The sequence below is a fragment of the Bradyrhizobium sp. UFLA05-89 genome (genome assembly GCF_059803475.1).
The window spans coordinates 22,761-46,436 of record NZ_JBANBA010000028.1; the positions used below are offsets into that span (position 1 = coordinate 22,761).

Genomic DNA, 23,676 nt, shown 5'->3' on the forward strand with positions numbered 1-23,676 from the left:
ATGGCGAGCAGTAGCCCGACGGCCAGGGATCGCCTTGCGCCAGGTACGATGCCGCCAAGGGCTCGTTCAGCCGCTGATGCCTCGACCCGACGAGGCACCAACGGCCAGACTCCTCCAGCAGATACAAAAGAGAACTCCGACGCCCGCTGTTCATAGGCTATCCGGGCACCGGAACGAGCGAAGGACGCTCAGGCTGAACGGATTGCTGACACTTGCTGCGCGCAGTTCGTAGGTCACGTTGGTCCCGTCCGGCTTACCGATCGTCACGGCAAACCGATCCGAAGCGCCGCCTGAGGCCAGTTGTGACGCGTCGAGCAGCCGGAACAGTGCCCAAGGGCCTGACCGTTCGATCCTCTCCTCGGTTTTGTCCGCCGCGGTGAGCGTAATGGCGGCAATACTTGCATCGGTTCGGGTCGGCCATTCGAGCTCGTAGGCACGCGGCGCCTCGTGACGATAGGTGATTTCCTTGCCGTCCAAGACAAACGTCGCGCCCATCAGTTTGGGGCTGAGATAGACTGGCTTGATGCTGAACTTCACTGCCGGTGCCGAACCGGGGCTGCTGAAGAACGCATTGCGGATCTCCCGCGCGCGCTGAAATTGCATCAATGCATCCGCGCGGATTGGTGCCTCTGCACCGTCGATGATCGCCGGTGCAAGGCCGGTCCGACGGTCGACGACCAGCGGCGAAAGGTATTTCTCAGAAAAGTCATCGACGATGCCGCCGGGACGAAAGAAATCGCCGAAGTCCTTGAGCGTCATGTCCTCGCTCGCCAATTCGAAAACTGGATAGCGCTGGAAAATGATACCCTGGCAGACCGGGACCACTTCGCGCGTCCAAACCGCATCGACATGGTCATGCGCCCGCTTGAGCAAGATGCTCCATGTCTGAGGCGCGATCTCGTTCATGATGGTGCGGATCGGCTCCGGTCGCAGCGCCGAGTCGGCGCGCAGGGCACCGAAAGCATCGTTGTTCGGATCCTTGGCGCGTCGCTGAACGAGCTGAAACGCGGCCTGGTTCGGATCCGGCGCTGTCGCGATGTTGGCCATCGCCACATAGAGACCGCCGAAGAGACCACGGATATGATCCATGCCCGTCGGTTGTCCAGAAGCCCCGCCTGTGGCCAGTTGGGCCAGAGGCCGGAACGCTTCGGTGATCCGCGTTCCCGGCCAAGGCGCATCGCCGAACGCAGCATGGAACAGAGCACCCGCGGCTTGATGGACGGCGACCGAGGAAGGGCCGCCGGCGGAGCCTGCATCTCCGGCCTTGACCAGGGTCTGCTCTCCTAACGGCAGCAGATTCGAATTGTCGTGCACTAGAGAAACGATCTGCTGCAGCGTGCTTTCCGAGCCGGCCAAGGCGCGCATGATCGCTGAGCCGCGTTGCAAATCGTCAAACTTGACAACGTGGATACTGCTCAGGACATTTGTCCAAACGCGGATATAATCGTTAACATACCGATCCATGACTTTGAGGGCGATCGGTTGAATATCTGCCGCGTCGAACGAGGCGCCGGAGAGTAGCCAGTCGGCGCTCTGCTCTGCTCGGACGATGAGCGGAAGGTTCGGCAGCACGAAATTGAGAAAACCCTCGCGCGTGAAGATGCCGGGGATCATGGCACCACCATTCGCATAAACCTGTTCCTGCTCGTCAATGGCGGGAAGGCCAATTTGGAAGGTGCGCATTTGGGTGATCTCAAGCTGCCCGGAACCCAGCAGACGAATAAAATCGACCGGCCGCAGGCGCGAGTTCTGCGCGCCTTCGCGTAGGAGGCGGGCATAGACCTGCTCGACGATAGGACGCTTGTTTAGCCGGGACCGCACCGCTCCCACGAATTGCTGGTCGACACTGATGGGTTTCGGCAGCAACTCGATAAGCCGCGTAAAATGCTGGTTCAGCTCGCCAGCCGACGTCGGATCGAGCGCAAATGTGCGCGCGATTTCATTGCGCGCCGCCTGTTCGACTTCGCCACGGTCAAAATGGCCCGGATCGCTCAGCATCCGATAGGTGCGGAACACCTCCTTGACCTGGTCCAGCAAAGCATCATTGCCGGCGCGCAACAGGGCATCGATGCGGACGGCGAGCCTGCCCGCGAAAACCGGCAGCAGGCGATTGAGCAGGATGCGGTCGTAGACATCTTGAGCAGCTGGCGCAAGCACGGGGGGCGCCGAGATGCCGAGATCATCAAGCCAGGCAAACCAGCCGTCTTCCCCAGCCACTAGACGTAGCCGGCGCGCGGCATTGAGTGTCGGCAGGATGGCCTTAAGGTCGAGCGGTCCGCGGCTTTCCAAAAGACGCGCCTCTGTAGTCTGCGCGGCCACTCTGGTTTGTTCGATACGCGCCTCGTTGCGGGTGAAGGCGCTATACCACAGAATGAACGCAGCCACCGTTAGCACCATTGCTACGATATGCCCACCGCCATGGACCAGAGCGAGCCGGCGCTCAAGTTTCGAATTTCGGCCGACTAATCCCTGCTCAGCGAAGATCACTTCGGTCAGCAACTGCTTGATAAAGAACCCCCTCCCCGGCTCGAGCGTCGGCATGCGCGGGGTCAAGTGCAGACCGAAGTTTCGGCCAATCGCATCGATCACGCGATCGATTGGCTTTCCCTCCTGTGTGCCGCTGGTGAAGTAGACGCCACGCAGCATCGGCTCTACATCGAAGCGATGCGATCGGAAGACCTCACCAAGGAAGCTAGCGATTTCGCTCCGGACACCCCAGAACTCCTTCGGAAACGCATACATGAGTCCCCGCCGGCTGAGATCGCGTTCGTCGTGCATGCGAAGGGGCAGTCTGGCCTCAAGACGCTCCGCAAGCTCCTGCATCTCCAAGCCCACGGCGTCGCCGATACGATCGCATGGCCCAAGAGGAAAGGTCTTGCCCCAGACTTGGGCACGGCCTTGATTGTCGAGATCGTCGAAATATTCTGTAAAGCCAGGCACCATATCGCATTTGGTAACCAGCACATAAACCGGAATGCGTATGCGAAAGGTCTTCAGCAGCTCCTGTATCCGCGAGCGAATGGCCTGGATGTGCTGCCGCCTCACCGGCTCGTCCCGCGATAAAAAATCGGCCAAGCTGACCGCAACCAGGATACCGTTGATGGGCCGCCGGCGCCGATGTGTCACGAGAAGATCGAGGAAGCCGCGCCAGGCCGCACGATCGACCTCGGTATCGACGTCCTGCGTCGTGTAACGGCTTGCCGTATCGATCAAGACTGCTTCATCTGTGAACCACCAGTCGCAGTTTCGTGTACCGCCAATGCCGGCGACCGGCTCGACTCCAAGCTGCCGGGAGAGCGGAAACTCGAGCCCAGAGCTGCGCAAAATCGTCGTTTTGCCCGCGCCCGGTGGGCCAATGATGATGTACCAGGGCAGTTCGAACAGATAACTTGGTCCGCGCTTGCCCGCGAATACCGTATCACGCAGGACCTTCAGTGCATCCTCGAAGCGCCTACGAATTAATTCGACTTCCTCCTTGCTGCTATTGCCGGCAGGTCCGATCAGGCCTTCGCTCTCCATGAGTGACTTGATGATGCGGCGGTTAGTGCGGCGCGCCAGCCAGTAACGAGCAAGCGTGACGAGCACGACTACGAGCAAGAGACTCGCGATCGCGCCGGCGCGAACGGTTGGCTGGTCGAGCAGACCCTGATCGAACACGACGAGATGAGGACCGCCGAACCAGATGAGCAGGCTGATCGCAAGCAAGCAGATGAGCGTGATGATACCTCGAACCGAGAAGAGTGCCGCCAAATGTGGGCCGAACACCTGCGCCTCCCTAAAGCCCTGAACGGCCGATCGACTCGAGCAACTGCTCGACATCCGCGGTTTGGTTTCCGAGGCGCCACCGGAAAACGATGTAGCCGATGAGCATCACAAAAGCGGCAATGGCGAAAACGGTCCACAAGGACCCGTAAGTGCGCAGCCCGGTGCGGGCTTTGACGCCACGCCATTCGCCGGACAGTTCTGCCGGCGGCGCGGTGGTGTATTTCCCCAAAAGGCGACGGACCTCCGAACGCAGGTCTTCAAGCCGCTCGCGCCCTCCATCCATGACGCGATATTTGCCTTCAAAGCCCATCAGCAAGCAGAGATTGATGAGTTTAAGCAGTGCGAGGTATTTGGTGGGCTCGGCCTGGACGCGCTCGACGATCTGGAAGACCTTTTCGCCGCCCCACGTCTCGTTGTGGAACTGGTTGAGCAGGCTATTGTCGCTCCAGGCGCTTTCACTGCCCCATGGCGTGGTCATCACCGCTTCGTCGACCAGCGCGCAGATGACGTAACGCGCAGCGCTCACATCGCTGCGACTGGCCTGGTTCTTGACGGCCCACTCTTCGAAGCGGCGAATTTGCTCGACAGTTCCACGACGCATCGCCGCTATATCTGCGGTCTCGACCATGCGAAGCTGTGCGACAATCAAAAAGATCGGTGTCGCGGCCGCAACCAAAGCGTCTTCCGGCGCCGTTGGCTCGAACAGACTTTGTGCGACAATTTCAGCATGGTTGGCGATCCGCACTTCGCCAGGTGCTGGTGATGGCGTGACGGGGAAGGCTGCTGCGGCGTCCTTGGACGGAACGCGAAGGGACGATTGCTCGCGTTGAATATGACGGGTCGGACCGAGCGGTCTGCGTCCAATGACTGTCGGCTCATCCATGTGTTTCAGCCTGGTGAGCCACACGTTCTCCGCGGACGGCCCAGAACTCGAGATGCAGATCCGGGTAGTCACCGCTGACGTGGAAAGCAAAGGCCGCCGAGCGCGGCATGGTGCGCCACAGCTCTACTGATTGATCGAGCTCGAAATAGACGGCGTTCTGGATGTAGGGTATCTGGCGCGGTGCCACGGGCAGCGCGCGAACAGGAATGCCCGGAAGCTGAAGATTGACGAGATCTCGAATCTGCTCGACCGAGCCTACCTTCATTTGAGCGGGAAGCTGGATGCGCAGCGTCTCGGTCGCTACACTCGCCACTGCTATAAGAACGAAGCGAGCATCCTGAAATATGGCGCGATCAGCAATGATAGCGATCCGTATGCCATAACCGCGATCCTGTAGCGGGAGTGAGATCGCGGCGCCTTGGATTACGACGGACAACAGCTCGCGCAGAATACGTACCAGAGCTGTGAAGCCGGGTTCGAGATCCTCGTGGCAATAGCCAGGCATATCTGCGGGTATACGGCGGTCACCGGCAAAACTCGAGAGCTGTCCCGCGAGGCCGAGCAGCGCGCGAAAGAGGGTTTCGGGATGATGCCCGCGTGTTGCTGCGAAATGGTCAAAAACGGCTTCGGCGCTGTTCACGATGGATAACGTGACAAGATCGATCAGCCCCGCGCCATCTGCCCTCACGCGGGATGGATCGGCGCGCGCAGCAAGAGCCTCAGCGCGGGTCCGAAGCAGCGACCTGACCTCGTTCAACAGCGCAATCAGGGGGTGGACCGCATGGATATCGAGGGCCGGCGGGAGGTAGGTCTTGGTCAACGTAATGGCGCCGGCCGAATCGATCTCGTGGATTCGACCAATAGGCATCGTAATCAGCTCGCCCTGCTCCTCAGCGTCGAACACAAGATGCGTTGTCAGCGCTGCAACATCGATATCGACGGGAGGCTTCTCAGGCGCAGTCGCATTCCGGACCTGAAGGACCTCTTGACGATGACGGCTCAAAGGTACGTCCCCGGGAGAGAGTTCATTGCCGGCGTGCCGGCGCCGCGCCACAGCGATCTTGACCGGCAAGTTCTTCGCCGCGGCTGGAGGTATTCGTCCAGGTGGAAGCTGACCGTGCTCAGGCAAGCGAAGCGCAGTACCGTCGGGCATAATGCCTTCGAATTCGGTAAGGACGACCTGCCCGAGCGCGAGGCAGCCACGATCGAAGGCGATCCTCCGAACACCCCAACCGTGACCGATCAGACCGGCGATACGATTCTCGAGCAGTTGCTCGACCCAGCGGTCGTATTGCTGCAGGTGCTGCGGCCGCACCAACATGCCTTCTGACCAGATCGGTTTACTCGCCCCAGACATCGCCATATCGCCTTGTGAACTCCAACAGCCGGCATCTGCTCAGAGCCTCGCCTCGATAACGACAGAGGCGATCAGAAGATCTTCCACCAGTTTTGGCTGGCTTCAACGCTGATCGCATGCGCCGTCAATTTCACCAAAATCGTGTTGTCTCGGTCAGGTTTGATTTCGGTCGTTGATCGCCATTGCGCTTCGTTACCCAGTCGGAAACCGGCGATCACGCCGATATAGCGAGTTTCAATGGGCGTATTGCGCTCGAAATCGTATTTCTCCCCAGGCTTGAGTTCAGTCTCGCGCTTAGCGACCAGATCAGGCCCGAGGCGTTTGGCGTCGCTATCGAACAGTTCGAAGAACTGCGCCCGGTCGAAATTAGTCGTCGACTTCAGCTCATAAATGCGCACGACAACAGGCGACGGCTCACCGCGCGCGTTCTGATTAACGAGCGGATCGCTGTGGATGACGAATTTGAGTGGCGTTGTCTTCAAGGCCTTATCGATCGAGCAGCTGGCTACCGCGGCGGCCGCCAGGAATGCTCCGCTAACGAGAGACAACCGCTGACGTTTTGTCGGCGGCACTATCATGACGCCTTCCGTTCGCTTGAGCCAAGTGCCGAGAGCCGCGTGTTGTAGGTTCGGGCAAACTCTTCTGCGATATAGGCGCGCGCAATCCGATCAATGTCATTGACCATGAATGCGTGCAGCGCAACAAACCGGTCCCACAGCTTGGCCTTGTTGATGCGGGTGCCGAAGAGACCTCTATTGGCGCCATCACTCTCGATCCGTTGTGGACTCATATGCGTCAAGACATTGCTGACCGCCCCTCGCATCGCCGCTATGGCTGCGACCTCGTGGGCCTTGATTTCGCAGAACCCTTCACGGACTGATTGGGAAAGCGGGAGTAAAGCATGATCCTTCGCAAGCGCCTCGCGCAGTGCGCTATGACCGCTCTTCATGCATTTGAATGCATTGTTGTTGCCAGCGCGTCCTCGTGCCGCCTCAATGTGAAGTTCGTTCTTGATTTTAGTCCACGCAGCCAGAGTCGATTGCAGACCGTTGGCCGTTTCGGCGATCGCGCGGCCGAGTTCAGCAAGGAGCTCCTGGCGCTGTGCCAACGGCAGACACCCCGGATCGACCCCCAATGCGTTCCAGAGCTCCTGCAGTTCATCCGATTCTGCCGGCGATGACGCGGGGGAAAGTGAGGCTGCAAAACACGTTGTGTCGTGAACCTCTGGAGCGTCGATCAGCCTTCCAGCAACTTGCTCGTTTATGACTGCCGACGCATCAAGCCTGCGCTCTTCGGGACGGTCATCCGATGCACCGGGAGCGCTCAGTGGTCCACGATCGGCAGAAGCGGAATTGATCGGATTGGACGCGACCTGAAGCGGGGCGCTTGGTGCGTCGAGGCGCGAATTTGCCTCCAATGCCGGCGCAGGCGGCGGCCCTCTGAATGAGCCCCCTTCCGGCAATAGATCGCCAATGTCAAGGTCCTCTGGAATAATCGGTGCAGGACGGCCATTCGCCGGTGCAGTCCAGCTTTCCTTGAGTAGTGTAGGCGGTCGATGCAATGGCTCGACAAATGAGGTCTCAGCCTGTGGCAACGGATGCGAAGGAGGTTCGCGCAGCCGCGCATGCAAGGAGGGCATCTCCGTGTCGGCCATGCTCGACACTTGCGCCATCCGAGGCAAGTCTGCGAGCAGATCTGGCTCGGCTGATCCCGCGTCCTTGGCGGGAACCTCGTCTTCAAGGAGACACAATAGATCGCGCACTTGTGGTGAAACGACCGCCTGTAGCCTCTCTTGCGCAGCTGGATGAGAGGACGACCGGCACCCGTCGATCGCGGTTGACGGATCGAGCGGAAGATCTGTATCTCTGCCCAACAGCCCGGGAGCCGTAAGGGGCACATCGGCCAGCTCCTGCGCGACTGAAGGCGACGGCACGGCCGGCGCAGCGCCACCGATGCGCACGGCGTTCGAACCTGTTAGCCCGAGCTGCTGACGTTTCTCGTCAGGATCGTACTCGATCATCACCGAGATGATGTAGCTTGCCATATATAATGTATCGCCATCGGCCAACGGCGCCGCGTTGCCGCGTCCCAACGGCGCGTCGATGGTGTTGACGTAGACGCCGTTAGTGCTGGTGTCCGTGACGGAGAATCCGAGACCGTTAAATGCGATCCGCGCATGGCGTGCCGAAAGAGTATTGGTTGGATCCGGAAGCTGCCAGCTGCAGCCAAGTCCCCGCCCGATGACGCCACCTTCCGGTCCGAACGTATGCATTGCGTTTCGGCCTAGGGCTTGCGCGTTCTCTCCGATAATTGCGAGTATGAGATGCATCCCATGCCTTGTTCGACTTCGCTTTTCAGCGCCGCTGCCTATGCGCCCGCCGGACCAGACTAGTGCGAGGCGCCAACGTAGCTACCTCCCTTCCACCATGTTGTGAGGTCGATCGACCGTTTCGCGCGCTCATTCGCTCTGGGGCATGGTGAAGGACGCACTGATTTTCCTCTCAGAAGCGCGCCACACCGGTGCAAGATAAGAGCATCACTCGTCCTGCGTGTTCTGCCGCACAAACTCTCTCTCAGTCTTTCGGCATCCTGTTAGCAACCGCTGTGCCAACGGCTCTCGCGAGCCAAACTATTGATTGGGCCTTGAAAACTAGGACGCCGCAGATCACGGCTGTTGTTCTGAACGTGACAGAGGCGCTATGGCTGTCAGATACTGGACAGGGGTCAACCTGGGGCCTCGCTCCGATATGACGCCTTTACTTCATCGCCGGCTTCGCCGATCCTTGCGGGCTCGGCAACGGCCACTTCGACGGCCGCTGGATGCCTGCGGCCTTGGTTCGTCCTTTCTGTGTGTCAAAGACGAAGGCTTGCCAGAAGCAAGCGCGCCGGACTTCAATACATCGAACCTGCCGAATGAACTTGCGACGACAATCACAACAGAACTGAGCTTTCTGTCGCCTCGAGAGGTTCTATCAACGTCGTCCAGCCCAATTCTCCTTCACCCAGAACCCATTCCGGCATCTCTCCCGCCGCCAGTTCCAGCTTGAGATCCCAGGCCAGCGGCTCGCGCAAGACGGCACTCATAAGACGGCAAAGGATGGCGTGGGTCTCGCGAGCGGGCTGCAGCGACAAAAATTGCTGCTTGCTGAGCGGACCGAGGCGAAGCCGAAATTTCCCCATAATGTCCGGCAACGTTTCGCCAGCAAGAGTATGAAAGCCGAGCTGAATACCGGGACTACCCAGACGCCACTGCGCTTCCGGCGGAATCTCGATTTCACGCCAAATGAATTCCTCAATCCGAGTCGGAATGCCCAAATGGTTGGAAATGACGCCGGCTACGAGCGGTGCCGATCGACTGTTCAAGGCAAGCTGACCTGCATGAGGCAGCAACCGGGCCCGCCATTCCCGGTCATCAGCTGTGTTTTCCGCGGGCATGAGCCCAAAAAGCGCACCGACCAGCACCGAGATCGCATCAGTTGCTCCCTCCTCGAAACGCAAATGGTGGCGATAGTACCTCCAAATTCGCAGCAGCAGGCTGATCAGACGGTGATTGAAAAAGTCGAAAAACTGGCCGAGCGCTCCAGTGCCGTCCCCATGCATGACGCGTTCGGTAAAAAAGGGAGGCAACGGCGAGGATGGGCCGTGCAGCCCCAGGAAATTGACAAACACCTCCAGCCGCTTGCCGGCCTTGACTTGGCTGATCTCCGCGATCTCTTCGGCGGGAAAGCCGAGCATTGGCGCCGCGCGGAAGCGCACGGCCTCGCGCCCGGGATCATCGGTGGATCCGATTGGTGGAGCATCGCTGAAGCGCCGTTCAAGAAGGGCTGCGAGAGAGAAAAATCCGTAAGTCGCGAGCTCCTTGACATCGTCGGGCGCGGTCAGAACGGCGTGATCTGTCCGATTCTCGCTGGCCATGTGTAGTGCGCGTTGCTCTCCGTGCCATGGATCGAAAACCCGTGCAGCATGTTGATGCCGGCGAAGGCGGCGAGGAAGCCGTCGAGTACCGAGCCCAATAGGAATAATTCGCCCTCACTGCCGATCTTGCTGTCGGCGACGGCCAATTCGATGTTGCGCATCCGGATCGGGGCGCCGCGCACCACATGATCGGTATCGGTGGTCACGACCCGGTCGAGGCCCTCGAGTAACAGCTCCAGGCGACGGCGCGCCTGACGGTCGTACACCGCTCGAAAATCGTAGCTGGAAATAACAGTCCGCAAGGCATCGATATTGACCATGGAGCCGTAGTTGCGCGCCAGATTGGCCGTCAGGCGCCGCAACAGGCCGGCATTGATCGGTGGTGGCACCTCTGCAACGACACCGGTAATGTTGGAAAAGGTGACGGAACGAGGCGTGTCGGAGGAAGGCTGGTCCACCGCACCAACCGGCAGCCGCTCGGCGATAGGTCCGTTGGAACAGGTCAATCGAAGCGAGACGACATCGATCGGCGGATGTTGGGCGATGTCGAGCCGATCAACGAAACTCACATAGTGATCGATGCCTCGGCCGACTACTGCGGGGCGAATGCGCTCGCGAAAGTAAGCCCGGTTGCGACCCTCGCCAGGCAGATCGTGGCGCAACAGACCGAATGGTTCGAACTCGATACGTTCGTGGTGTCCTTGCACGTGGCCGGTCACGCGATCGATAGAGCGGATGCTGAAGTTCGGTCCCCCGGAGGAAAGCACGCGGTATTCCGTTTTCTTCCGATCCAGGCGGATCGGCGACGCCTCGTGACTGAAAACATTGATGGCTGGCGTGCAGTTCAAGCGAATCTGATCGTTGCTTACACGCAATTGCACGGGGAACGGACGATGACACTCGAAACTGAGCTTGCACTCGCTTTCCGTCTGAATCCCGGCCGACTCGAGACCGGACAATTCGACGTAGAGGAATTTCGAGGGATAAGTCAGATATTCTTGAATGATCCGGAATCCTGAGAATCCGTTCGGTGGCCAGGGTAAAACTGCCTCATCATGGCCAAAACCGACTGGCGCGATTTGTGTTGGCCCAATGGCGGCAACAACCTGTTCATCCCCCACGGTAACCCTCGCTGCCGTGACGTAACGGCACAGCCAGGTCAATAGACAGCGACCGACTTGTGGCTCTCGTTCGGTCGAAAAGAAGAGACGGATCCGGCCCTTTCGAAGACATGACAGGTTTTGTCGACCGGTTGCCTTGATCGCCAGGGTAAGGCGAGCCGAACTCGTCCGGTTCTCGAGCTCGACGTCATCGATCTCCAGCGGCAGCACGTCAATTGGGTAGCAGGTGACAAACGCGCAATTCGTTCCCTCGATTGGACGCGAGCGGATGCTCGTGCCGGCAGGCAAGTTCACACTTCCGGCGCTCACTGACGGCTTCACGGCAAATGCCAGCGTCGTGATGGGCGGCAGGGGTTGAAGATATTGTGGCCATACCATCCGCAACAGGTCATGGACGAATTCTGGAAACTCGTCGTCGAGCTTCTGGCGCAGCCGTGCCACGAGGAAGGCAAAGCCTTCCAAGAGCCGCTCTACGTCTGGATCGGTCGCATCACGCCCGAGAAAGGGAGCGAGCTCCGGATTGGCCTCTGCAAAGTCGCGGCCAAGCTCGCGCAAATAAGACAGTTCATCTTCGTAATACGGGTTGAGGGCCACCACTTCAGCCCCGCAAGAGGACGCGCCTGTCGTCGCTCAGGATCGTATCGAACGAGACATGCTCGACCTGGTCGTTATAGTTCACCATTGCGATTACGTTGAAGGTCAGCTGTAACGGCTTGTCGGGATCGGCATGAAACCGGATCGAAACATTCCTCAATCGGGGTTCGAACGTTTCGATCTCCTGCTTGAGCACACGAGCGACCGCGCGAACCGCATCGGCACCATGCCCGATCGCATCGTTTAGATCGGGCATGCCATAGTCGGGCCGCGTCTCGCAACAGCCCTGGCGCGAGTTCAAGATCTGACACAGATTTTCCAGGATACTCGCCTGGAGGCGATCGAACGAAAAATGATTCTGCGACGGGACCATGGTCACGGCTGCTACTTCCAAGCGCTCAATAAGACTGTGGTCGAACATCGACTGCCCACGCCTTTATTGCTTGTCGAGCCTGCCCTTTAGTGTCAAAGCAAAATCCGCGCCCATGTACTTCAAGTGTGGGACGACGGATATACCGACGCGATACCAGCCCGGTTCACCTTCGACATCTTCAACGGCGATCTCCGCCTTGCGCAAGGGACGGCGCGAGCGGATATCGGCCGACGGATTCTGCTGGTCGGAAACATACTGGCGCATCCAGTTGTTGAGCTCGCTCTGCAGCTCTTCCCTGCTCTTCCACGAGCCGATGTTTTCACGCTGCAGCACCTTGATATAGTGTGCAAATCGATTGATTATGAACATATAGGGCAGCTGGGTACCAAGCTTGTAGTTGAGCTCGGCTTCCTTCCCTTCCTGGGAGTTGCCGAAATACTTCGGTTTCTGCACGGAATTGGCCGAGAAGAAGGCAGCGTTGTCCGAGCCCTTGCGCATGGTCAATGCAATGAAGCCCTGTTGGGCGAGTTCGAACTCGCGCCGATCCGAGATCAGCACCTCCGTAGGTACTTTACTTTGCAACTGCCCCATCGACTCATAGGTGTGCAGATTGAGGTCGTCCACCGCCCCACCTGACTGTGGGCCGATGATGTTTGGGCACCAGCGATACTTGGCGAAGCTTTCGGTTAGGCGGGTTGCGAAAGCAAAGGCGCTGTTACCCCACAGATAGTTAACTGTCTCGCCATCCGAAGCTTCCTGATAATTGAAACTCCTTACCGGAATTGTCCCCGGTCCATAGGGCAAGCGCAGCAGGAAACGCGGAAGCGTCAAGCCGAAGTAGCGAGCGTCCTCGCTTTCGCGGAACGAATTCCACTTGGTATATTTCGGCCCCTCGAAAATCGATTGCAAGTCCTTGAGATTAGCGATCTCCTCGTGGCGTTCGACGCCGAACATTTCAGGCCCGGCCGATGCGATGACAGGCGAATGTGACATGGCGCCCACCGCGCTCATGTAGCGCATGAGCTTAACATCTTGACTCGAACTGCCAAATTCATAGGCCGATATCATGGCTGCGACGGGCTGGCCGCCAAACTGGCCAAACTCGGCTGAGTAGATGAGCTTATACAGACCGGACTTGACGATCTCCGGGCTGTCTTCGAAATCGGTGAGCAGCTCATCCTTGCTGACGCTGAGTAGTTCTACCTTGATGTTCTGACGGAAATCGGTTCGGTCGACCAAGAATTTGAGGCCGCGCCAAGCTGACTCAAGCTTTTGGAACTCATCGGTATGCAGCACCGCGTCCAGCTGAGCCGAGATCTTGCGATCGATTTCTGCGATCATCTGATCGATGAGCGCGTTGTTGACCATCCCATCGGCCCGCTCCGGTTTGACTAGCTCGGCAAGGAAAGCCGCGACACCCCGACGGACGAGGTCGTACCCCTCGTCGCGCGGTGTGATTTTGGTTTCGACGAGAACCTGATCAAGCAGCGAAAGCTCAGTAGTCGTAGTGGCGACTTCGGCAGGTTGCTGCGCGCTTGCATCGGCCATAACACCGCCACTCATACCACTCACTCCGGCTTACTGGTGAGTTCGCTGACGAGCTGCGGCCGCGCACCGTCGTCTTCGAGCAAGTTCTGGATGGCTTTGCGGAAGTTAGGCATGTTGCCAAGCGGGCTTTTCAAAGCAATCAGGGCCGCGCGCAATTCGGTCAAAGCTCGAACTTCTGAAATTTGTTGCACGACACGCTCGGGCTCGAAATCTTTCAGGCTCTCAAACTTCAGCGTTACTGACAGCTTGCCGGCCCCAGGCGATTCGTCGAGCTTGTTCTCGGCCAAGATGTCGAGGCTCAGTTCCTTCCCTTTAACGACCTCGTTAAAGTTGTCCTTGTTGATATCGACGAGTTCTCGGTCCTCAATGGGACAGTCATCGACCCGTCCGGTGAAGTCGCCCAAAACCATCAGCTTGAGCGGCAGCTCGACATCCTCCTTGAGGTTGCCAGTTGCCGGCTTGAAGCGAATATTAACGCGCTCCTTCGGAGCGACCGAGCTTTCCTGTGCCATGCGAGCTCCCGTTGACCCTTTGGCCTTGATGAATTCAGCGGCGACCGAGGCGGCTCGCCCGCGCGATGTCGATCCGCGCTGCTCGAGTTCGGATCTGCTCCAGCGCGCGGCGACGGCGAGGCTCGTCGATCATCTGTTGCGACTCGGAATGGGTCATGGCGCGAAAGCGCAGTTCGGCAGCCTCAAGCGCAAGCGCGGGCTCCCAACTTTCAAGGTCGCGCTTAGCGACAACCCCCTCAATGTGCTCGAGCAGCGGGACGGCGGTCGTGACGAATCCGGTCTCGACGCAGAAACGTGCTTGCGCCAGCTGGCCGACGAAACGCGCACGTTCGCCGATCGCGCCATCCAGCGCACGCGACAGCCTCTCCAGAGCCGCCTGCGGTTGCCCGCCGCCGATGAGCTTGTATGCCTCAGCGACCGCTTCCTCCGCGAGGTCAGGGCTGGTCGTCGCGTCTATCACCGCGCCGGCCCAGGCACGCGTTTCGTCATCTGCAAACGGCCTGCCGTTGTTGAAATGAAACTCCAAGATCCGCGGATAGCATGTAACAAGCATGGTCACGGCCCCGCGTACCACTGTGGCAGCCATCTCAAATGACGGCCCCATTTGCTCCAGCGCCTCGGCTGCATGCCGGTGAGCGTCGAGCCAGAACGGTCCCGTCCAGGCGATCTCTTCGGCCAAATTCACGACATCGGCCTGCTGACCGGCCACCACTTTTGCCTCTAACGCTGCGATGCTATCGGCGGGCGGAAATACCTCGGTGCGGCCACCCGAATCGGGCGGGAGCGCGTCAAAACGCATCCACGAGCCGACTCGATTGAGCAGATAGGCCTTCGGGTTTGCCGGCGAGGCGAGGCGCATGGCGGCAGCTGCCTGCCAGAGCATATCCGGTAAACGCTCCGCAAAGTCGGCCCAGCTATCAACGCCGGCCTGTAAGGCCATATCTGGCGCCGCCTGTTGAGCCCCGCCAGCCGGCGGTGAGGCTTCCGCTGGCGCGGCCGAGGTCTCTTCGACAGCACAGGCCCCGTCACCCACACGATCCGCCGCCTCGGCGGTCGCGCGTTTGGCTTTCTCGTACTGCGGCTTCAGCGCCCGGAAAAGCTCGCCCAAGGCAACGTGCTCGTTGACCAGTTTCTCGCCGAACTGGCGCTCCAGATCATCAAGCGCTTCACAGGCGGCAAGCACCGCCGGATAATCGGCTTCAGTCGCCGCAGTTTCGGCGACAGCCGGCCCAAGGCGACCAACGAGCCAATCGACCGCTCCAACCCGTGCACGTTCCCGCTTGATCGGGGGATATAGCCCATCCCAGTGTACGTCCATCATGCCGCGCAAGATTGCTAATCCCACGGCAAGACCCCGATATCCCTCGATGCGAAAGAGACCATAGACAGCCCAACAGGCAATCAGAATGTCTTTCGACTGGTTCGCCAGGATATGAAGCGACAGCTTACTGACTTTCCGCCAATCAACCGCGGCTGGTCCGTCAGCATCCATACGCCGCACCTGGGCTTCGAGCTGTTCAAAATCGGCCGCATCACGGACGTCAGCACCGGCAGGCACGGCGCCCGGCACAGGCGCGGCGCCGTAGAGCGCGCGCGCATCGGCGGCTCCACGAGCTGCTATGCCCGTATGTTCGATCACGGTGAAACACTCGTCCGCGGACGCGCATCGAGGCGCGTAGCGGCCTTGGATCGGTCGAATTCAGACCCGCCGCATCCATTGAACTGAGAGGCGCCAATCTTGTAAGCCATCACTCCGACTCGTTAGTTAGGCGATGCTGGAAGACATCCGTCTTTCAAGGCTTGTGCCAATTGCGAGCGGCTTGCTTTCTAAGAACATTTGCTCAGGCTGACGTGTCTGCCCCGACAGCCTGTCGCAACTTCGACAGTCGGCATCAGAGCCGCTTGATCTCCATATCGCAGTGCTTGCCCAGAGCGGCTAGTGAGCTCCGTAGAGAATCCCTAGCTTCTGGTATGCTACTGAAATGCTGATCCGCTGCAGCTATTGTGCAACTTCAAGTGAATTCGTGATTCGGGTCGACGACGACAGCCTCATCGCGTTAATTCGACCAGTCGAACGGCATTAGCAACCCGAAGGTTCAATACAATGAACCTAGGAACTTGGCACACCGCGCGGGGCCTCAACAACGCGAAGACTGCCACGATTCAACATTGATGCAGCGACACCAGACTCGATGGGCCAATTGATACCGATCGAACGCGTGTCTTTCTGTCCACCAACGATCGCACGCCTCACAATTGTCAGGCGGCAGCCGCGACGCCCTGCATCAATTCGCCTGCAACATAACAGTTTTACGCCGGAGTCAACTACCAACGCTAGCAATTGATCTACGTGACAGAAACATGTCACCTCTCGGCTGATGAACGTCGGCAGGTCGAACGCGACCTGCAAGGATTTCGGCATGCAACATCAACCACAATATGTTCTCGATAACGGCCCCCACCGATGGGCTGTTTCGTCGTCCGTAGAAATGCTGCGCGCTCTGGTCTGCTCCAATAACGAGCTCTCGTTCCTCATGGAAGCGCATGACGGACTCTCCGCCGCGATCGCCAAGCGTGCAGGATTCAAAGGGCTCTGGGCGTCGGGCCTGTCGATTGCCACCTCTCTCGGCTACCGCGATGCCAACGAAGCTTCATGGAGCCAGTTCGTCGACGTGGTCGAGCGCATCGTGGACTCGACCGAGCTTCCTGTGCTCGTTGACGGCGATGGCGGCTTTGGGAACTTCAATAATGCACGCCTCTTGGCGCGCAACCTCCGTCAGCGTGGCGCAGCCGGCGTCGCGCTCGAGGACAGTTGTTTTCCGAAGATAAACTCATTTGTTGGCGAGCAGCACCCCCTCGCTGACATCAATGAATTCTCCGGCCGTCTGCGGGCGGTGAAGGATACAGTCGCGGACAAGCTGGTCCTTGTTGCTCGGATCGAAGCCCTGATCGGCGGCCGTGGAATGGACGAAGCACTTTTGCGCGCTCACGCTTACGCTGACGCGGGAGCCGATGCGATTCTTATCCACTCACGAAAGAGCAGCGCGGATGAAATCCTTTCGTTTGCGAGCGCCTGGCAGAACCGGCTGCCGGTCGTCATCGTTCCCACGAAGTATTTCCGAACACCGGTCTCTGCGTATCGCGATGCAGATATCTCGACGGTGATCTGGGCGAACCACTCCATGCGAGCCGCAACGGCCGCAATGCGGAAAGTCTGCGATGAGATCATGGCCGAGGAAAGCGTTGCCGGCGTTGAGCCACGTATCGCAACACTCGACGAGGTCTTCGCACTGTTGGGGTACGACGAACTCGCCCGTGCGGAAGCGCGATATCTGACTCCTCGATAACCTACGGCAGTCAGTTCTCATGCACACGACAACATACTCGTTAGCGAATGCTGCCATGCAGCCGACTGCCCGATCGCTACGCTCCACCGCAGCCTCGCACAACTCCTTTGTTTGCCTTCCCGATGCTGGAGATATCATAACACGGCGTCACACCTCTCAGGTAGCCGCTCTATGCATCTCCACGGGTTGGTTCGATCAGCTTACTTATCCAGAGGATTGTTTTCTCTCCGAAAACAATCGACGCGGGGCATAAGTTCTTTCGTTTGAGTCGTTAGGGCGCTTTTCGCCGACAGACTTTACGCCACCGCGGTAAGCAGCGGCATTTTGGATCGAAGGAAACGGCATGTTGGCGCAACGGACAGCCTTGCTCAAACCGTCGGGCACCGCCGCGGCGAGGGCCACGGCCAAAGCAGCTGCCGCGAAGGGCGAGGAAATTATCGACTTAACTGCCGGAGAGATCTGGGCCGATATAGCACCATCGGTGCGCGAGGGAGCAATCGCCGCGATCGGCCGCAACCTCAACCGCTATACCGACACGATCGGTCTCATGGAATTGCGCCAAGCGCTAGCTTACAAGATTTCCGCCGAAACTACTCAGGCCTGGTCGGCAGACGAGATCGCAGTGACGAGTGGCGCCAAACAGGCCCTCTTCAATGCGGCCATGGCTCTTCTGAATCCCGGAGACGAAGTGCTCATCCCGGCCCCCTACTGGACTACGTTCCCGGCCCAGATCGTCGTTGCCGGCGGAAAGCCGATCTTTGTCGAGACCCGACATAATAAATTTGTCCCGAGGCTTACGGACCTCGTGGCGGCTCTTACAGCAAAGACTAAGGCGATCGTAGTCAACACGCCGAATAATCCGACCGGGGCGATCTACGACCGCGACATTCTTGCTGGTATTGCCGAACTCGCCATCGACCGGCATCTCTGGATCATTTTCGATGAATGCTACGGAGCTTTCGCCCAAGCCCCACATACCCATCATCCGATCGTTTCTGTCGCCCCCCAGGCACGCGATCGTACTTTGATTGTCAATTCGTTTTCCAAGTCATTGGCCCTTACCGGCTGGCGGATTGGTTATCTCGCCGGCCCCAAGGCGGTTATTAGTGCGGCTAAGGCGCTACAAAGCCATACAACGTCAAATCCCAATGTTATTGCACAGCATGCGCTGCTCCATTTCCTGACGCGTGGTGATCCCGCGTTCCAACTGCAGTTGCAGAACCACGTCGCCAACGCGCGAGCGCGCGGGCTGTCGATCCTTTCAGCGCTGACATCGGTGCCCTCGCCCGCTGCGCAAGGCGGGTTTTACTTCTATCTTGATCTTACGGAATTGCTCCGGCGTACCAAATATAATGGTCGCGAATCCAATGCCGATGACATTGTTAACGCCCTGCTGCTGAATGCTGGTGTCGCAACTGTTTCCGGGACCGCCTTTGGCGACCCCGCCGGGCTTCGGCTCTCCTACGGCATCGATCTCGAATTACTCGATAAAGGCTTGCAGCGTCTGACCGCAACTCTGAACATGTGGAACTAAATGAGGCCCAACTGCCTGTAATCGAGGACAGTTAACATCATGCCAGACATTCCCAGGCAGGCCGTCATTCTCGCAGCGGGGCTCGGCTCGCGCCTGCGGCCTCTAACCGAGACACGGCCAAAGCCACTAATCGAAGTACATGGAAGGCCGATTTTGCACATCGCACTCGGCAATCTTGCCGCTCTTGGCGTTTCCGAAACGACCATTGTCGTTGGCTATCGAAAGGACGACATCATGGCGTCCTGCGGCGACGCATACGGCAGCATGAAAATAACCTACGTTGAATCTTTGGTATTCGAAAGCACCGGAAGCGCGTATTCGCTCTGGCTCGCGCGCGAAACCATGATAAACGGCGACATATTCCTGTTGGAAGGTGATGTCATTTTCGAAAGTTCTGTGCTGTCCCACCTACTCGATCATGAAGGTGATGTCGCGGCGATCGACATCTTCGACGAAATGATGTCCGGCTCCGCCGTGATCCTCTCCGAGGATGGCTACGTACGTGAATTCCGTTTGAACCAAAGCAGTACCGACCTTTCGACGGAATCGCTCTACAAGACCATCAATATCTTCCGCTTCGGAAGGCACACACTGAGGGAGCATCTCCTTCCGCGACTAGACGCCCTCTTTGTCTCCGGCGGTGACGACAAGGCCTATGTCGAACAGGTTCTTGCCTGCTTGGTCGCGGACGGTGAGCTGAGAATCAAAGGTGCGCTCTGCGATGACCTGAGATGGTTTGAAATCGACAGCACGGCAGACCTCCGTGTAGCCGAGCGGATCTTCCGCAGCCAGCGGCCGCGCCTCACTGGCGCGCCCAATCGTGCCGCAGCGACGTCAAACGGGGTGTGATCATGATCAAGCAGCTCAATATACCATGCCATACGCGCGCCGATCTGCTCTGCGACGACATCGGTTGTTCGTGAGATTTGCGACTCGCTGAATGCACCGTTGCCAATATATTGTGTAAGCTGCATGGCCGCCGTGTGCTGCTCCACATTGCGAAAATCTTGGCACCGCCAAGCTCCATAGGAGAGCGAACGCCTTCTTGCTTGGGGCAGCCTCGATCGCAGAAGGTCCGACCATCAATCCTGTAGCGGGATGCAGCAAAGTCGAGTCAACTACCAACGTTGGCGATTGGTCCGCTGACAGAAATCCGCTAGTTATCGATTGATCAGACGTAGGGCGACACACAGTCCACGTGCAAGGACTCAGTATGTAGCCTGCACTGCAATATGTTTCTCGACAGAAGGAATGCGCACGAAACATCCTACGCCTCCCCGCCCGCACCCAATCGCGCCCCATCCTTCATGGAAGCGCATGATACGCTCGCTGGCCAGCTGGGCTTCGGATCCTGGTGACGCGCCAAGTTTACGGTACCACACAACGCCCATGACCTCCGGTTTCGGATGAACACTGCTATCAGTAGCCGGAGCACGCCATTTGGCCATTCGTCAGGATCCGGCCTTCTCGTGCGCAATCGGCGTCAGATGCGGCCGCAGCTGAGCGGACTGAACTTGTTGAGAATCGACGCCTGGGAGCGACAATGAACCTTCCTTCGAACGTCAATGAGGTTTCGCAAGCTTCCGCGCTGATCGACTTCGCTCGCAATTTTCCACCTCCGTGTTCGATCGTCCGGAACGCTATCTGGGAGACCTTTACCCATCTCGCCAAAGCGAATGTTGCAGAGGCTATTCGATTTCCTCGGTTCACTGGGACTGAGAAGGATCGCGAGGCCGGCGCGCGTTGGCTTGCGCAGCGATTTGAGGCAGCGCCGGATCCGGACCGAATAGTGCTCGCAAACGGCTCGCAGAGCATCCTCGCTATGTTGATAGCTTACTATGTTAAGCCAGGCGGTGTGCTCCTTACGGAGGCGCTTACCTATCCCGCGATCAAACCGCTGTCCCAGCTGTTTGGAGTACAGTTGCGCGCGGTCCCAATTGATGCGGAGGGGATCGAGCCTGCAAGCCTTGATCAAGCGTGCAATAGCGTCGACAGGAGCGCACGCGCCTTATACTGCATGCCGACTCTTCATAATCCAACCTCAGCTATCATGACCGACACGAGGCGCCGGGAAATCGCGAATATCGCGCGCAATCACGATCTTTGGATTTTTGAAGACGACGTTTATGGTATTCTGTCGCCAAAGGCTCCTCGTCCCCTCTCCTCGTATGCGCCCGAACGGAGCTGGTACATCTTGGGTCTAAATAAGTCTTTGGCCTGTCAGCTTCGGATCGCCTACGTTGCGGGTCCAAGCTCATCGGCCATGCAAAACGTATTTTGGCCGGGCGTCAGAACAACGAATTGGATGGTTGCACCGCTCATCGCGGAAATCGCCACGCATTGGCTAACGACAGGGCTAGCAGAAGGGATTCTAAGTTCGGTTCGCGTCGAAACGGAAACCCGACGTTCCATCGCGCAGGATGCGTTGGGCATGTCATTCGAGATCGACCCAGCAAGTTACCACCTCTGGATCCGGCTGCCCGACGGACTCAACCTCGCTGATTTTGTCAAAGCAACCAAGCAACGAGGTGTCGTTATTGGGGCCGGAGACTCCTTCGCGGTTGACTCATCTCTCGGCGACACGAGAATCCGGTTAGGCCTCGGGGTCCCACCCGATCACGACCAACTTCGTCGCGGTTTATCGATCATCAGCGAACTTATCAAAGCTTAACTTTGTGAAGATTGCTTGAGAGCGCTACCATGAGAACCACGTTTCCCGGCTTTGAGACTCCTTGGTCCGAATTCACCGGCGCGGGGGAACACTATGACCGTTATCGGCCAAGCTACCCCAGCGAAATCGCAAGGGTAGTTATTGATCACGCTACTAACAAATGTCTGGATGGCGCTATTATTGACGTGGGCAGCGGGACAGGAATTTTTACGCGTGTGCTAGCCGCGGAAGCGCAAGGAAGATTTTCGGTAATTGGTATAGAGCCCAACGCCGATATGGCTCAGATTGCGACCAAGTCAGCCCCTCGCGACCTCCAGATTGAGTTTCGCGTTGCACCAGCGGAGCAGTTGCCATTTCCGGACAGGTCCATATCTGCCATTGCGGCGGCCACCGCGGCCCATAGATTCGACAGGCAGGCGTTTTACGACGAGGTTGCGCGCACATTGATCCCAGGCGGCATCTTGGCGCTCGTTCACAACCGGCACCGCTACTGGGACAGTCCCGCGCTCGCCGAATATCATGAGCTGGTCGAACAATGCGTTCCAGAGTACCGCAGGGGCACTTTCACCACGCGGGCTGGAACCTACTCAACCATCAATTTTTGCAGCGAGCTCGGCTTCGACCGCCGATTCCGGGATGTGAACGTTCGAAATTGGCACTGGGATTTCGATACGAACCTTTCACACTTCCTGGCACTGAGTTTCTCTTCCGGTCTCATTCAACGTTCCGCCTCGGCGGTTGGCGAGAGAGCGGTTACGGAAAAGCTGACCAAAATATTTGAGCGCTATTCACAGGAGGGCGTACTGCGTCAACCTCACGTGACCGAGGTGACATTCGCGACAAAGCACTGACCTCTACTCTCCGGAACGCGAGTTGTTGTGAAGATGCATATGGCCCGAACTGGGAATTGAAATTCGAAGCAATTTGTACGGCGGCCCTGCCGAGCGTTCGGTCACGTCACCGACCCGCTGAGGCCAAACCGCTCCTGATGCCCTCGGTGACCATCGTGCTTTAGCAAGACCGACCGACGACAGGACGGAGCTCACGGTGCGGGTCCATGTCTTACCCTGACCGGTCGGCATGCCGATCCGATTTAGCAGCGATGTCCTGGGTCCGACCATCGGCGCGCCACGGATAGCATCGGGGAAAGAACAGAGTCTCCGCGTCGATAAGTCGAGCATCTGCCGGAGTCAGGCTGCCATCCGGACTGGCAGCGAATTGAAGTAGGCTTGGCCCGGTGTCGCGAGATCGTCGGGCGACACCGGACGCGGCCAGGTAATAGACGTTGCTGCGGCTGATCTTCAAAGCTTCCGCCTGACTGGTGATCGAAAGATCGTGCTCACGGTCGTGCGCTCAGCAATCCCTCGCCTTGGTGAGCGCACTTTCCTAAAACTCGTTCTCCGGCATCGGCTCTCCGATCTTGTCGTGCAGTGATTTTGCATCTATGGCGGGTAACGCCGCGGCTGCACTGCCGCCCCCGAACCGAACACATCGGCGGCCTTGTCCTCAAGTTGCGCTTTCCACGAGGGGGGGTGATTGGGATGGACGTCGAATTGCTCAGCCAGCTGAGCCAATGTACGGTGGCCCTTGCCGCGGCAAGCGCCGCCTTCGCCTTGAAAGCCGGTGTGGTTCCGGCGTGCTCTCTCGTCATTGCCCCTCTTAAGGATAATCTTGCTCGCCGTCAGGCAGAAACTCTATCGCGGATTTCCGGTGCCGGCTCTAAGCGCTCGGTTTCCGGACGCGGAGCTCTGAGTGCTGACCGCCGCGCCAATAGATCGTGAGAATGACTTCGCGCGCTGCCTCGTCGACCAAACGGAATGGATCCAGAGGACGGCCTCATCTCGGGGTTCGGGCTGGTGAACGACGACATCATGGCGTTCCCCGACTTGTCAGCGAAAACTTGATGGAGCTCATCTATAAAGAACGACCGAACGCTTTAAGTGGTGAGATCGGTTGCGGATTCCAATGATCGCGCGCAGTTATTCCAATCTGATGCCGCGCAGCGTTCTGATCTGATCGCGCGCAGGTGAAGCACCCGATCGTTAGGCGTAATTGG

General features: G+C 58.5%; 16 protein-coding genes and 1 pseudogene. 5 read left to right on the plus strand and 12 right to left on the minus strand.

Annotated features, from left to right (window positions below; genetic code table 11):
* Positions 1–150 precede the first annotated feature (150 nt).
* The 11 genes from tssM to tssA form a co-directional block, all read right to left on the minus strand.
* Positions 151–3,765: a type VI secretion system membrane subunit TssM gene (gene tssM, locus SO139_RS16885; protein ID WP_498540246.1), complete on the minus strand. Its 3,615-nt coding sequence runs from the start codon at positions 3,763–3,765 to the stop codon at positions 151–153.
* 10 nt (positions 3,766–3,775) lie between these two features.
* On the minus strand, positions 3,776–4,648 hold the full coding sequence (gene icmH / locus SO139_RS16890; protein WP_498540247.1) for a type IVB secretion system protein IcmH/DotU: 873 nt from the start codon (positions 4,646–4,648) through the stop codon (positions 3,776–3,778).
* Positions 4,641–6,005 (minus strand): type VI secretion system baseplate subunit TssK, encoded by a 1,365-nt coding sequence (gene tssK, locus SO139_RS16895; protein WP_498540248.1) that lies wholly within the window; start codon positions 6,003–6,005, stop codon positions 4,641–4,643. The genes icmH and tssK overlap by 8 nt, the downstream gene beginning before the upstream one ends.
* A 71-nt stretch (positions 6,006–6,076) precedes the next feature.
* Complete coding sequence (gene tssJ / locus SO139_RS16900; RefSeq protein ID WP_498540249.1) at positions 6,077–6,583, minus strand: type VI secretion system lipoprotein TssJ; 507 nt, start codon at positions 6,581–6,583, stop codon at positions 6,077–6,079.
* Complete coding sequence (locus SO139_RS16905; RefSeq protein WP_498540250.1) at positions 6,580–8,277, minus strand: type VI secretion system-associated FHA domain protein; 1,698 nt, start codon at positions 8,275–8,277, stop codon at positions 6,580–6,582. Before SO139_RS16905 ends, tssJ begins: the two co-directional genes overlap by 4 nt.
* Positions 8,278–8,936: 659 nt before the next feature.
* The gene (gene tssG, locus SO139_RS16910) at positions 8,937–9,920 is read right to left on the minus strand and encodes a type VI secretion system baseplate subunit TssG (protein WP_498540251.1); all 984 of its coding nucleotides are present in this window, start codon (positions 9,918–9,920) and stop codon (positions 8,937–8,939) included.
* Positions 9,884–11,638 (minus strand): type VI secretion system baseplate subunit TssF, encoded by a 1,755-nt coding sequence (gene tssF, locus SO139_RS16915; protein WP_498540252.1) that lies wholly within the window; start codon positions 11,636–11,638, stop codon positions 9,884–9,886. The genes tssG and tssF overlap by 37 nt, the downstream gene beginning before the upstream one ends.
* 1 nt (position 11,639) lies before the next feature.
* Positions 11,640–12,056: a type VI secretion system baseplate subunit TssE gene (gene tssE / locus SO139_RS16920; RefSeq protein WP_498540253.1), complete on the minus strand. Its 417-nt coding sequence runs from the start codon at positions 12,054–12,056 to the stop codon at positions 11,640–11,642.
* 15 nt (positions 12,057–12,071) lie between these two features.
* On the minus strand, positions 12,072–13,571 hold the full coding sequence (gene tssC / locus SO139_RS16925; protein WP_498540254.1) for a type VI secretion system contractile sheath large subunit: 1,500 nt from the start codon (positions 13,569–13,571) through the stop codon (positions 12,072–12,074).
* A gap of 5 nt (positions 13,572–13,576) precedes the next feature.
* Positions 13,577–14,068, minus strand: coding sequence for a type VI secretion system contractile sheath small subunit (tssB, locus tag SO139_RS16930; RefSeq protein ID WP_498540255.1), 492 nt, complete (start codon positions 14,066–14,068; stop codon positions 13,577–13,579).
* A gap of 34 nt (positions 14,069–14,102) precedes the next feature.
* Positions 14,103–15,707: a type VI secretion system protein TssA gene (gene tssA / locus SO139_RS16935; RefSeq protein WP_498540256.1), complete on the minus strand. Its 1,605-nt coding sequence runs from the start codon at positions 15,705–15,707 to the stop codon at positions 14,103–14,105.
* Between the two features lie 850 nt (positions 15,708–16,557).
* On the opposite strand from tssA, the gene aepX reads away from it, so the two are divergent.
* The 5 genes from aepX (at position 16,558) to SO139_RS16960 (ending at position 22,471) form a co-directional block, all read left to right on the plus strand.
* The gene (gene aepX / locus SO139_RS16940; protein WP_498540292.1) at positions 16,558–17,415 is read left to right on the plus strand and encodes a phosphoenolpyruvate mutase; all 858 of its coding nucleotides are present in this window, start codon (positions 16,558–16,560) and stop codon (positions 17,413–17,415) included.
* A gap of 343 nt (positions 17,416–17,758) precedes the next feature.
* The gene (locus tag SO139_RS16945; RefSeq protein ID WP_498540257.1) at positions 17,759–18,949 is read left to right on the plus strand and encodes an aminotransferase class I/II-fold pyridoxal phosphate-dependent enzyme; all 1,191 of its coding nucleotides are present in this window, start codon (positions 17,759–17,761) and stop codon (positions 18,947–18,949) included.
* 39 nt (positions 18,950–18,988) lie between these two features.
* Positions 18,989–19,798: a phosphocholine cytidylyltransferase family protein gene (locus SO139_RS16950; RefSeq protein WP_498540258.1), complete on the plus strand. Its 810-nt coding sequence runs from the start codon at positions 18,989–18,991 to the stop codon at positions 19,796–19,798.
* Positions 19,799–20,492: 694 nt separating this feature from the next.
* Positions 20,493–21,620 (plus strand): aminotransferase-like domain-containing protein, encoded by a 1,128-nt coding sequence (locus SO139_RS16955; protein WP_498540259.1) that lies wholly within the window; start codon positions 20,493–20,495, stop codon positions 21,618–21,620.
* A gap of 29 nt (positions 21,621–21,649) precedes the next feature.
* Positions 21,650–22,471: a class I SAM-dependent methyltransferase gene (locus SO139_RS16960; protein WP_498540260.1), complete on the plus strand. Its 822-nt coding sequence runs from the start codon at positions 21,650–21,652 to the stop codon at positions 22,469–22,471.
* 390 nt (positions 22,472–22,861) lie between these two features.
* Here SO139_RS16960 and SO139_RS16965 read toward each other — a convergent pair.
* A pseudogene (locus SO139_RS16965) lies at positions 22,862–23,287 on the minus strand (IS3 family transposase); the annotation flags it as partial.
* Positions 23,288–23,676 lie beyond the last annotated feature (389 nt).